Origin of the sequence: Gilliamella apicola (assembly GCF_000599985.1) — a bacterium.
Classification (GTDB): Bacteria; Pseudomonadota; Gammaproteobacteria; order Enterobacterales; family Orbaceae; genus Gilliamella; species Gilliamella apicola.
In genome coordinates this window covers 262,067-275,037 of record NZ_CP007445.1, presented here as the reverse complement: position 1 = coordinate 275,037, position 12,971 = coordinate 262,067, and the positions used below count along the sequence as shown (strand labels likewise).

Genomic DNA, 12,971 nt, shown 5'->3' with positions numbered 1-12,971 from the left:
ATTTTTATACTAGCAATTAGTATAATAGAGCATAATTATTAGTGATGTCTATATGACTAATATGCTATAATTCTTAGACTTTGATAATTACATTTGAAACCACAATGATTCCATCTTATCTTACCAAAACAACTTTTAGTCAATTCCCATTACATCCGCTAGTGATAAAAGCACTTGATAAGAAAGGCTTTACTTATTGCACGCCAATTCAAGAACAAACATTACCGTTAACAACAAATGGAATTGATATAGCTGGGCAAGGACAGACAGGAACAGGTAAAACCATTGCTTTTTTGGCCTCAACATTTAATCATTTATTAAATCATGAGCCATTACCAGATCATAAAGCAAACCAACCTCGAGCAATTATTATAGCGCCAACTCGAGAACTTGTGGTACAAATTTATCACGATGCAGAAGTACTATCTGAAGAAACTGGTCTTAAGTTAGGGTTAGCTTTCGGTGGTGATGGTTATGATAAACAATTAAAAATGTTATCAGCTGGCGTAGATATTTTAATTGCTACCACGGGACGGTTAATTGACTATGCCAAACAAAATTATATAAATTTAGAAGCAATTCAGGTTGCCGTTTTGGATGAAGCTGATCGTATGTTTGACTTAGGATTTATTCGTGATGTCCGTTGGATTTTTAAACATATGTCTCCTCCTTCAAAACGATTGACAATGTTATTTTCTGCAACATTAACACATAATGTACGTGAATTAGCTTTTGAGCATATGAATAATCCACAATATGTTGAGGTTGAGCCTGAGCAAAAAATTGGCCACCGAATCAAAGAAGAGCTATTTTTTCCATCTAATGAAGATAAACTTGCATTACTACAAACACTTATTGAAGAAGAATGGCCAGATCGCTGCATCGTATTTGCTAACACTAAAGTTGCCTGTGAAAAAATATGGCGACATTTAATTGCAGATGGTCATCGTGTAGGACTATTAACAGGTGATATTGCTCAGAAAAAACGCTTATCAATTTTAGAACAATTTACTCGAGGTGATCTAGATATTTTAGTCGCAACGGATGTTGCCGCACGTGGTTTACATATTCCTGATGTTACCCATGTTTTTAATTATGATCTACCTGATGATTGTGATGACTACCGCCATAGAATTGGAAGAACTGGGCGTGCAGGGGCTGAAGGTTACTCAATTTCACTTGCTTGTGAACGTTATTCTCAAAATTTGCCAGCAATTGAAAAAGCAATTGATCATACTATTCCTGTTAGTCAATATGATCCATCTGCATTATTAGTTGATTTACCCACGCCAAAAACTTTTAAACGAGCACCACGTAGAAGATCATCCACATAATAAATAATATAGATTTTGCATATATTATTATCTCATATACAGTTATCTTAATAATATTAACTATAATTAAGATAACTGTTAACAAAATTAATAGATTAATTAAAAATTAAATAATTAATTTTCATTTTTGTTTTTTAAAAAATCTTCGTATGTTAATTCAATCTGTTTTTTAGTTGCTTTAGATAACGAAGCAACATGACGATGATTCAATGAGCCATATAAAATAAATAAAACATTACCCGAAATACGAGTATTCTTATTTTTCATCCTGTAATATGCTTCTAAATATCCTACCTTATAAAATATTTCTATATTGGTAATACCAACACTAAATAATAGTTTTTCTAATGAGAGTGTTATATTGGGAAGTGTTTTAATTCGCTGCTTTTTTAATTTGAGCTTCTCATCTTGTTCTAACTGAGCATATTTAATAACCATTTTAACCATGGAATGAAATGTTTGTAAATCCTCAAATAATTCATCTCCTACCTTGTAATAATCTAAGGATTTTGTCGAAATACCTGAAGGTAAGGTTAAAGTTGTCATCCCCAATTCAATAAAAACCGATCGATAATGTGAATGACCTCTTAAATAAAACTCTTGTTCACCAATCCAACCGAACATTACTCCTTTGCAATTAATACTAAATCCCCCAAAAAATGTTTTGATTGAAATATCATCAAAGGAAGATAAATCCTTAAGGATTTTATTTGCAAATGTTGAACTCATAATTTATCTCCACTTAACTTAATTAATTTAATAACATATACAACTTACTACTTAGCTTAAGTTATAGTAAATAGTTCAATAATCAAACTGTTTTTTTAATAAATTCATAATTTTGGGATCTATCTTCCATAAATAAACATAAATTAGATTAATACTTGATAAAATATATTTATATATTCTAATATTAGTATCTAATATAAAACTAAGTATAAATAAACAAATCTTAATAATTCTTTAAAAAGAAAAGATGCTTTAACATTGTTATTATGTTGTAAAAATTATACAATCAGCATACTAAGAATTATATGGTTTCAATTATTGTCAATTCACATTAACATGGTCAAAATTGCTGTTATTTTGTTTATTTTATTCTATTCATCTGTTGCTACTGCAGATAAATTTACATTAATACAATCATTGACTCTTTGTAATCCTAATTTTTTCAAAGAAGTTTATGCTAATAAAAGTGAATTACAAAAATATACAAATATCCAAACTTTTGATAAGAATAAAGCTTACATTTCTGTCGAAAATCGTACAGATACCAATAAAAATTATACTTATTTCAAAATTCCTATGACTTATAAAAATTTAACAATTAAAGGCTATTACGATAGTGCTATGGATCTAGGAAAAATGGGAAAATATTATTTTTGGGGCTTTATTATTGACAATGATATTAACCAAATTAAAGAAACATTGAATTTCATTGATTGGAAAAATATGGAAGACAATTTGCTGTATATTGCTAATCCTATGATTCGTAATATCAATGATGAAATACATGTGTGGAATGAAAATACCGGTACAGTAGTTGGTGTAAAAACCATTCCTGCACCTGATACAACTGAAAAGTTACTATTACTTGAAAAAGGAGCAAATATGAACCTGCTAATTTGTTCAATTCAAGGTATTGTCACTGTAGAATTACTTAAACAAGAACGACCTGATATCAAATAAATTTAATTAAATTGCTGAATCATCCATTTCACCAGTACGAATACGAATAACTTGTTCAACATTATAAACAAAAATTTTCCCATCACCAATTTTGCCAGTTTGTGCGGTTTTCATAATGGTTTCAATGCACATTTCTAAAATGTCGTCAGAAACTACAAGTTCAATTTTTACTTTAGGTAAAAAATCTACCATATATTCAGCTCCACGATAAAGTTCTGTATGCCCTTTTTGCCGGCCAAAACCTTTAACCTCAGTGACGGTCATACCCGTTATTCCCTGATCGGCTAACGCTTCTCGAATATCATCTAATTTGAACGGTTTTATAATAGCTTCAATTTTTTTCATACTTACTTTTCCTCAATTCAAGATCACCAATTTTTAAATCCAAATGCAGATGTTATTGGATAACGTCTACCTTTTCCAAAATTACGTATTGTGATTTTTGGGCCAACAGCTGACTGACGTCGTTTATACTCATTAATGTCAACCAATTTAATAACACGTCTAACTGTAATTTCATCATAACCTTGCTCAATAAGCTGTCCAACAGAAAGATCTTGCTCAACATAACCACTCAATATTCCATCTAAAATATCATATGGCGGTAAACTATCTTCGTCTTTCTGATCTGGAGCCAATTCAGCTGAAGGCGGACGTGTAATTACCCTTTCAGGAATAACATATGAACGGGTATTTCGATATTTTGATAATGCAAACACCATAGTTTTAGGTACATCTTTAAGCACATCAAAGCCTCCAGCCATATCACCATAAAGCGTAGCATAACCTACTGACATCTCACTTTTATTACCAGTTGTTAATACTAGGCGTCGTCTTTTATTAGATAAAGCCATTAAAATAACGCCACGACAACGTGCTTGTAAATTTTCCTCGGTAGTATCTTTTTGTGTCCCTGCAAACATAGGTTTTAAAGATGACATAAACGCATCAAACATTGGTTCGATCGAAATAATATCAAATTCCACGCCTAATATTTCAGCTTCTTCTTTGGCATCAGCAATACTAATGTCAGCCGTATAACGAAATGGCATCATAACAGCTTGCACCTTATCTTTGCCTAGTGCATCAACCGCAATAGCTAGTGTTAACGCTGAATCAATACCACCAGAAAGACCCAATACTGCGCCTTGAAAACCATTTTTGGTAATATAATCACGTGTTGCAAGTACCAATGCATCATATACTGACTCTAAAGGATGATTTTCATCTTCAGCAATAGTAGTTTGGTTAGGTACTCCTAATTCAAAACAAGTAACTTGTTCTACAAACGATTTTAGTTGGCAAACAATATCACCATATTCATTGCAAACAAAAGACCCACCATCAAAAACAAGTTCATCTTGACCACCAACTTGATTAACATAAATAATAGGTAATCGGGTTCGAATAGCATGGGCTTTGATTAAAGCGCGTCGACGCTGCTGTTTTTCATAATCATAAGGAGATGCGTTAATAGTTATTACTAAATCTGCATTCTGAGCACTAATTTGATCGATAGGATCATTTTTCCAAAGATCTTCACAGATTAATAAGCCAATTCTTTTACCTTTAAAATCGATGATACAACTTTGATTATCTGCAGTAAAATAACGTCTCTCATCAAAAACATCATAATTAGGTAGCTGTTGTTTGTGATATCGTGTTAATAACTTTCCTTCATAAAAAAAAGATAATGCATTAAAGATATGTCCGTCTTGCCAATGTGGGTGACCGATAATTACAGCACAACCAGTACTTGCCTGTTGAACTAAAAATAGTGCTTTTTCACACCGTTCTTTAAAATCAGCACGATAAATTAAATCTTCTGGTGGATAACCGCAGATAGCAAGTTCCGAAAAAATAATAAGATCATTAGATGAATGGCAATGTATTAACTCAACAATTTGTTCAGTATTACCTTCTATATCGCCAACTCGCCAATTCTTTTGTGCTAAAACAGTAGATAAAGACATATAAAATTTAAAATTACAAATAAAAAGTGGCGTTAAGTTTAAATGATTCTAAGTTGCGCTGCCACTTTTTTATCGTTAACATGAAGTAATAAATTAGCTTTGACTGGACTGGAAATTATTATGCAAAAAACTTTAAATGTGGCACTATCCAAACGTAGTTATCCTATAATTATTGGTGAAAATTTATTAAATGAATTCCACCATTTTAAACTTCAGGCAGGTCAGCGCGTGTTAATCGCTACCAATAAAACTATTGCTCCACTTTATTTACAACCATTAATTGATATGCTAGAAAAGAATGGTGTGAAAACGGATTCCATTATTGTTCCAGATGGAGAAAAATATAAAACCATGGAAACATGGAATACTATTTTAACTGCTTTGCTTGCTAATAATCATACACGTAACAGCATACTCATTGCTTTAGGTGGTGGTGTAATTGGTGATGTTGCAGGTTTTGCGGCATCGGCATACCAACGAGGAATTAAGTTTATTCAAGTACCTACAACACTATTATCCCAAGTTGATTCTTCAGTCGGCGGTAAAACAGCTATTAACCATCCATTAGGCAAAAATATGATTGGTGCCTTTTATCAACCTCAATCAGTTGTTATTGATTTAAACTGCCTAAAAACTCTACCGCAACGTGAATTCTCCGCAGGTCTGGCTGAAGTCATAAAATATGGAATTATTTTAGATGAAGATTTCTTTAATTGGTTAGAAATACACATTGAAGAATTACTCAATCTAGATGTCAAAGCACTCAGTTACTGTATTTATCGCTGTTGCCAACTTAAAGCCCAAATAGTTGCAGCTGATGAAACTGAACAAGATATGCGCGCTATATTAAATCTAGGCCATACTTATGGGCATGCAATTGAGGCTGAACTTGGATATGGCAATTGGTTACATGGTGAAGCTATCAGTGTTGGTATACTCATGGCAGCTCAAACCGCTAAATTATTAAATAAATTAACAGATAATGATATTGATCGTATAAAAAACTTATTGATTAAGGCTAAACTTCCTGTAATAAGACCTAAACAAATGTCCATAGAATCTTACCTTCCACATATGATGCGAGATAAAAAAGTCCTATCAGGACAATTACGCCTAGTAATACCAACTAAAATTGGACATGCTGAAATTATTGATAGAATTGAAAAAGAAATAGTATTTGAATCTATACAACGAGTTTAAATCTCTATTTTTAATAACATTAAATATTTCTATTATAAAATAAAAGGCGTGATACATTACGCCTTTCATTTTTTATAACAAAAATAACTTAATTTTGCATTCTTGTTTTTTTAATCTGTTTATAAATAAGATTTAATATTAGCCCCAAAAGCGCCACCGCAATTGCAATATAAAATGCTTTAGTATAATCACCATCATTATTGACTAGAATATCAGCAGTTAGTTTTGGTGCAAAAAATGCAGCTGAAGAGTAACCAACAAAGATGATGCCATAGTTTACACCTTGGTTGATAGGACCATAATTTTCCATCACCATTGGTGGGAAAACACCCATTACGCCTCCAAAACATAAGCCAAGTGCGATTATCCCAATGGCAAATCCTGCTTGTGATGGAATAAATAAAAACGAAATAAAAGCAAATATAATTACCGAAAAGATAATATCTAATGTTTTATTTCTTCCTAATTTATCTGATACAGTGCCCCATACTACTCGCCCAGCACAATTACTTAATGAATATAAACTGACATAAAAAGCAGCAAGGGCAGATGTTAATCCAAACATATTTTGTCCAATACCAGAAGCATTTGAAGCAATCATCAATCCGGAAAAAGCGCCAGTACCTAACATAAAGAAAATTAGATAAAAATATGGCGTTTTTAACATCTCTTGCCAGTTTTTATTAATAATAGGTTTACTTTGTTGACTGTTTGCTTGAACCCAACCTTCAGGTTGGTAATTGGCTGGTGCCACTTTGATAAAAAAACTAGCAACCATAACAACCACGATATAGGTACAACCTAAAATTTTAAATGCATACAGCACATCAAAACTTTCAATCAAATAGTTACCGATTGGTGCAGCAATAATTGCTGCACCTCCCATACCGGCAGTAATAATGCCTGATGCAAGTCCACGTTTATCTGGAAAGAATTTAATTGTATTACTTAAGCAACCTGAATAAGCTAATCCTTGTCCAAAACCACTTAATAGACCATAAGTAATATAAAGCATCAAAGGACTGGTCACATAACCACTCAGATAAAACCCAAGCCCAAACAACAAACCACCAATAACACTAGACCATTTAGCTAAACCTTTATCCGTTAAAAAACCACCTAATATCATAGGAATTGGTCCAACGGCTGAATTTATGCCAAATGCAATCATAACATCTGACATACTCCAATTTTTTGCAATACTTAACGGTCCTGCAAAAACACTAAAGGCATAAATAGCACCAGTACAAAGTAATATTGATGTTGATGCAACTAGAATAATCCATCTGTTAACATAATTTTTCGCTTTTACCATTATTAGACTCCATTCTTAGATTTATATCCTTTAATGCAGTCTTGCCAGCAATTCGACCGAAAGTAAAAATATCGGTTAATGAATTACCACCAAGCCTATTACCGGCATGAATACCGCCAGCAACTTCACCTGCGGCATATAAGCCTTTAATTTTTTGTCCTGATTTATCTAACACATGGGTTTGTGTATCAATCCTTAGTCCCCCCATAGTATGATGAACAGCTGGTTTTCTTGGTGTAGCATAAAACGGAGGAATTTGGACTTTTAAATCAAAAACATCTTTTCCAAATTCAGGATCGTTTCCAGCATCAACATAACTATTATAATTAGTTATAGTTTGTTTGAAGACGTTTGCATCCATACCCAGTTTTTGTGCTAACTCTTCTAAAGTATTAGCACAAAATAATGTGCCAGCCGAAATTTGTTTATCAATTTTTTCTTGAGAAGTGTTATAAGCAGTTTTCTTGATTGCTTCATCAGCAATTAAATAAAATAACCCACCATTATCAATTGCAGCTTGGGTAAGTTTGTCTCGACTACCATACTCATTAACAAAACGCCTACCTTGCTTATTAACCATAATGAAGTTTTGAGGAGGAACTTGTAATCCACTAAATAACGCTCCTGTTTCAGGATCAGAAACAGGCATCATTTGTGAAAAGCCCATACCAACGAGATCAGCTCCAACACTTTGACCTAAAACAATACCGTCGCCAGTAATAGCAGGCGAATTAGATGTTTTAATATCATCGTCAATTTCTGTCCAATAGGTATTATATTCTTTTAACATTTTGGTATTAGCACCAAAACCACCAGAAGCTAAAATAACTGCATCAGCTTTCACAGTAACTTTTTTACCATTTAAACCGCTGCCAATCACTCCTGCAACTTGTCCATTTTCAACAATTAGCTCTTTTACTGCAGTATCAGTAATGATTGTACCGCCATGCTCTTCAACATATTTTTGTAACGCTGAAACATAAGCATAACCTTCACTTTTTAGTGGTTTATGACCTCTACGCCATAATGCCCCAACAGGCATTGTCACATCATATTTATCAAATTCAACACCAATATCTTCCAACCATTTAACGGAATCTAACGCTTCATCAGTTAAAATTTTAACTAAATCGTATTGGCCATAAATTACATTGCCTAACTGGTCAGTTCTTTTACCGCCAAGATAGGTTTGGATACGATGCAACAACGCAGAATCAAATAAATAACCGGTCTTATCTTTATTTTCAGCCAGATAATCATTAATTTGCTGTCTTAATATTTTAAAATCATCAAGATATTCAGAATCAATAGTCGACTCATCCATTGTGGCAATTTCTTGTAAAGTATGACTCTCACCAGCAATAGCAGCAAACGTATTTTGCCATTTAGGATTGGCCGCATTCATTGGTCCTCCCGTACGGACAGTATTACCACCGACAGCAGGGAACTTTTCAACAACTATAACTTTTTTACCTTCTTGTAAAACACTTGCTGCAGCGGATAAACCAGCACCACCAGCACCCACGACAACCACATCAGTTTCATATTGCACATCGCTATTATCAATCGCACTTGGAGCTTTTGGTCGTTTACGTAAAACATCAGGATTAGCACCAGCCATCTTAATTGCTTTAGCCACACCATCAATCACACCATTACTGGTGACGGAAGCGCCTGATAAAATATCCACATTAAGAGTTTGTCCTTCAAGAATTTGTGATGGAATACGTTTAAATACCACATCAGCAATACCTTCTGATTCACCTTCAGTATCAATATCAATTGACTCAATACGATCATTCGACAATACAACCACCATTGGTAAATCACCGTTATGACCTGGTGCGGTAACGCAATATCTTCCCGGTTCAAAAGAGATTTCCTCTGGAACATTAAGTAAACTAACAACTTGGGTAAAGCGAATAAAACGGAAAAAACAACTATCTAAGAAATCAATAGTGCGTTCTGATTTGAGATCACCTTTTTCATCAAATGCTTCATGTGCTCGTCCAAGCAAAAATTCATATCCTGGCATAACAGTGGCATTTACACCTGGCGCATCAAGTATTTGTCTTAGATGTAATTGTGCTCTTGATGAACCTTGCACATCATAAGAAGCACCTACAATCATCACTGGTTTGCCATCAAATGGATGTAAATTAAATGATAGCCATTCAATAATACTTTTTAGTGCTGATGGAATAGAATGATTATGTTCTGGAGTAGCAATAATTACACCATCTGCTTGTATAATTTTATTATTAAAATTCTGAATAACCGGATTATTAGATTGATCATCTGTTTCATTAAACATTGGCACATCAATCAATTCTAATATTTCAATTTCGGCTTTATTAGCAAAATGTTTTTGCATATATTGTAATAATATACGGTTATAAGATTCCTGAGCATTTGTTCCAACAATTCCAATTAATTTCATTATAGTGCTCCTTCTTCAGCTGCTTGTTTCCAACTAAATTTCTTATTTTGTTCCGTATTAAATTTTGCTTTCTTGAGTAATTCATTAGTAAGAGTAACAAACAAAATGAACTCATCGAAACATTCATCTAATTCTTTAACTTTATCGTGGTAGATAAGATCACCATTTTCATCAAAAGCTTGGAGAGAATGTCCTAAAAGAAACTCTGAACTTGGCATAATTCGTGCTTTTAACTCTGGTGTATCCAAAATTTGCCGTAAATGCGCTTGTGCTCTTGAAGAACCTAACGAGCCATGAGAAGCCCCCACAATCATTACACATTTATTAATGAGTGGACGAGTTGTGTAAGACAACCACTCAATAGCACTTTTTAAAGCTGCAGTAATTGAATGATCATATTCTGGTGTGGCAATAATTACCCCATCAGCATTTTCAATTTTATCTGATAACTCTTTTACTGTTGAAGGTGGCGTTTTATCGTTAGGTTCATTAAATGCGGGCAACGACTTAATTTCACAGACTTCAATTTCTGCTTTGTCTGCAAAATGCGCTTTCATAAAATGGAGTAATTTTCTATTAGTTGAACGATCCGAATTTGTGCCAACTATGCCAATAAATTTCACTTTAAAACCTCACTTAGTACCTTTCAGTACAAATTTTATTAATATCTAACTTTTTCAAAATAAATTCTTTAGAAATCCCGCAAAACAGTTGTATATTTAATTATTAAATTTAGTATGTTTATATTTGGGTAATATGCTTATAAAAATTAGTTTAGAACAGAAAAACCCATTTGTGAAATAGCTGATTAATTATAGGGTTATAAGCAATTTGTTATAACAAAGTAAAACAGGAAATGAGATATAAAATGACTAAAATAAATTCATTAAATATGCTGCAATACATTGATGTTTTACTTAAACATGGTAATTACACCAAAGCCGCAAAAAATCTTTATATTTCTCAATCATATCTAACGCAAACAATAAAAAAAGTAGAAAACCAAATTGGTATAGAAATCATTAATCGCCAAACGGTTCCGTTACAATTAACAGAAGCAGGTAAAATTTATTATCAATATTTAGTTTCACTTGTGGATAAACAAGAACAATTTAAACGGAAAATCAAAAAATACACGGATACAAATTACGCAGTAATTCAAATAGGAGTATTACCTAGTTTAGGTACATATTTACTGCCACTATTTTTGCCTGCATTTATGCAAAAATATCCAAATGTAAAAATTGAATTACATGAATATACGCCAACAAGTCTTGAAGAAAAAACAGAAAATAATATGTTGGATTTTTTTATTGGACAAAACCCCGAAACAATATCACAAAACTTAATTAGCCATGCTTGTGGCAAACATTGCTATTATGCGCTAATCCCGCAAAGCTCAAAACTTTATCAAGAAAATCCTAAAATACTTGAATGTAATGATGATTTTATAAAAAATTTACTACAAGAAAAACTTATTTTAACAGCGCATGGCTCAGCGATTCGTCATCAGATTGAATATCTAATTCAAAAATATAAAATCGAACCCCAAATAATTCTTGAAAGTAGTAATATTTTTACACTTGTTGAGTTAGCCAAAAAAGGGATTGGCATCACTTTTATTCCAGAAAGTGTCAATATTCTTAGTAAAAAAAATGATCAAGCTTATAATTTATTACCATTGCCACTAGAACTGATTTCGCTTAATTATTTTATTGCATACTCTGCAAATAAAACTTTAAATTCAGCAGAAAAGGAACTTGTTGATATTTTTATATCATCCCTGAATCATGAAGCGATGTCATTTAACTAATAACAATTTAATTTATAAAATACTTTATTGAATAATCAAACCTTCTGAGCAAGCAAACTCATGATTAACTGTAACAATCATTCCTTCAATGTTAGGTATTTTATTTATAGCTGATATAGCATACTGAGCACTTGCACCATAAAGCTGAGTAGTCCAAATTTCACCGTCAAGCGAGTTTTTTGACACAATACTGATACTGGCTAGATCTGTTTCTACAGGGTACCCAGTTTGGCTATTAAAAATATGATGATAGGTTTTGCCATTATAATTAAATGTTCGTTCATAGATACCTGATGTTACCACTGATTGATTTTTAATTTTTAACGCAGTAATAACATTTCCTCTTGGTTGAAAAGGATTCTGAATACCAACCCGCCAGTATCCATCATCATGAAAAGGGCAATCACCAAAAGTTAGTACATTTCCACCTAAATTAATAAATGCTGCTTTGGCATTTTGTTGTTTAAAAAAATCAATGATTTTATCAGCAAAAAAACCTTTAGCTAATGCACCTAAATCAATAGCCATTCCCGGTTGAGTGAGAAAAACTGAATTATTAGATTCATCTAAAACAATATTATTAGGATTAATAAGCTTTAATTTTTGTTGTATTTCTGTATCAGAAGGATATCTAGCATCATAAAAACCAACTCGCCAAGTTTGAATTAAAGGCCCTATTGCAATATTTAAAAAACTATTATCAATAGTACTTTGGATTTTACCAATTCTAATTAATGTAAAAAGGTCTGCCGACACTGGTACAAATTTAATACCAGCATTATGATTTATATTCATTAATTCTGATTTAGGATTATTGGCACTAAAACGGCGTTCATAATCCATCAACTGGCTTTCAGCTTCATCTAATAATACTTCTGCATTATCATCCAATAACCATATTTCAATAATAGTACCCATTATATGAATAAATCGTTTTTGTTGATGCATCACTTATTGTTCCTAAATTAACAATTTTACACATTATAATTATTTTTTAATAAAAACCTGTCGCTACTAATGTCTATTGTCTATAAAAATTAAAAAACAGAATGATTGTAAATTTTTTTTTACATTATAAAATGATAACTCATGAATTCACTAATTTATAACAAACATCTTTATAAGGTATATAAAATACAATAAAAACAGTATTATGATATAAAAATTAAAAATTATATTTACTATCATGTAATTTTGTGTTTACATA

The 12,971-nt window shown here is 32.3% G+C and carries 11 protein-coding genes; 4 read left to right on the top strand and 7 right to left on the bottom strand.

Going from position 1 to position 12,971, the window contains the following annotated elements:
* Positions 1-104: 104 nt before the first annotated feature.
* The gene (gene rhlB, locus GAPWK_RS01300) at positions 105-1,334 is read left to right on the top strand and encodes an ATP-dependent RNA helicase RhlB (protein ID WP_025314496.1); all 1,230 of its coding nucleotides are present in this window, start codon (positions 105-107) and stop codon (positions 1,332-1,334) included.
* A gap of 114 nt (positions 1,335-1,448) precedes the next feature.
* Here the strand turns inward: rhlB and GAPWK_RS01295 are convergent, their stop codons facing one another.
* Positions 1,449-2,063 carry a TfoX/Sxy family protein gene (locus GAPWK_RS01295; protein WP_025314495.1) on the bottom strand — a complete coding sequence of 205 codons (615 nt, stop codon included), beginning with the start codon at positions 2,061-2,063 and terminating at the stop codon, positions 1,449-1,451.
* Between the two features lie 318 nt (positions 2,064-2,381).
* Between GAPWK_RS01295 and GAPWK_RS01290 the strand changes: the two genes are divergently transcribed.
* A complete protein-coding gene (locus GAPWK_RS01290) occupies positions 2,382-3,023 on the top strand; it encodes a hypothetical protein (RefSeq protein ID WP_143422292.1) in 642 nt (213 codons plus the stop codon).
* Between the two features lie 6 nt (positions 3,024-3,029).
* Here GAPWK_RS01290 and glnB read toward each other — a convergent pair whose 3' ends face one another.
* Together glnB and GAPWK_RS01280 are read right to left on the bottom strand one after the other, a co-directional pair.
* Positions 3,030-3,368 carry a nitrogen regulatory protein P-II gene (gene glnB, locus GAPWK_RS01285; protein WP_025314493.1) on the bottom strand — a complete coding sequence of 113 codons (339 nt, stop codon included), beginning with the start codon at positions 3,366-3,368 and terminating at the stop codon, positions 3,030-3,032.
* A 23-nt stretch (positions 3,369-3,391) separates the two neighbouring features.
* The gene (locus GAPWK_RS01280) at positions 3,392-4,996 is read right to left on the bottom strand and encodes an NAD+ synthase (RefSeq protein WP_038517007.1); all 1,605 of its coding nucleotides are present in this window, start codon (positions 4,994-4,996) and stop codon (positions 3,392-3,394) included.
* Between the two features lie 120 nt (positions 4,997-5,116).
* Here GAPWK_RS01280 and aroB point away from each other — a divergent pair, with 120 nt between their 5' ends.
* Positions 5,117-6,196 (top strand): 3-dehydroquinate synthase, encoded by a 1,080-nt coding sequence (gene aroB, locus GAPWK_RS01275; RefSeq protein WP_025314491.1) that lies wholly within the window; start codon positions 5,117-5,119, stop codon positions 6,194-6,196.
* An 88-nt stretch (positions 6,197-6,284) separates the two neighbouring features.
* Here aroB and GAPWK_RS01270 read toward each other — a convergent pair whose 3' ends face one another.
* The 3 genes from GAPWK_RS01270 to GAPWK_RS01260 are packed head-to-tail and all read right to left on the bottom strand — an operon-like array spanning position 6,285 to position 10,574.
* On the bottom strand, positions 6,285-7,511 hold the full coding sequence (locus GAPWK_RS01270) for an L-lactate MFS transporter (protein ID WP_025314490.1): 1,227 nt from the start codon (positions 7,509-7,511) through the stop codon (positions 6,285-6,287).
* Positions 7,486-9,951 (bottom strand): flavocytochrome c, encoded by a 2,466-nt coding sequence (locus GAPWK_RS01265; RefSeq protein ID WP_025314489.1) that lies wholly within the window; start codon positions 9,949-9,951, stop codon positions 7,486-7,488. The genes GAPWK_RS01270 and GAPWK_RS01265 overlap by 26 nt, the downstream gene beginning before the upstream one ends.
* Positions 9,951-10,574, bottom strand: a complete 624-nt coding sequence (locus GAPWK_RS01260) for an NADPH-dependent FMN reductase (protein WP_025314488.1) — start codon at positions 10,572-10,574, stop codon at positions 9,951-9,953. The genes GAPWK_RS01265 and GAPWK_RS01260 overlap by 1 nt, the downstream gene beginning before the upstream one ends.
* A 245-nt stretch (positions 10,575-10,819) precedes the next feature.
* Here GAPWK_RS01260 and GAPWK_RS01255 point away from each other — a divergent pair, with 245 nt between their 5' ends.
* Positions 10,820-11,764: a LysR family transcriptional regulator gene (locus tag GAPWK_RS01255; protein WP_025314487.1), complete on the top strand. Its 945-nt coding sequence runs from the start codon at positions 10,820-10,822 to the stop codon at positions 11,762-11,764.
* 24 nt (positions 11,765-11,788) lie between these two features.
* Here GAPWK_RS01255 and GAPWK_RS01250 read toward each other — a convergent pair whose 3' ends face one another.
* On the bottom strand, positions 11,789-12,712 hold the full coding sequence (locus GAPWK_RS01250; protein ID WP_025314486.1) for an FAD:protein FMN transferase: 924 nt from the start codon (positions 12,710-12,712) through the stop codon (positions 11,789-11,791).
* Between the last annotated feature and the right edge of the window lie 259 nt (positions 12,713-12,971).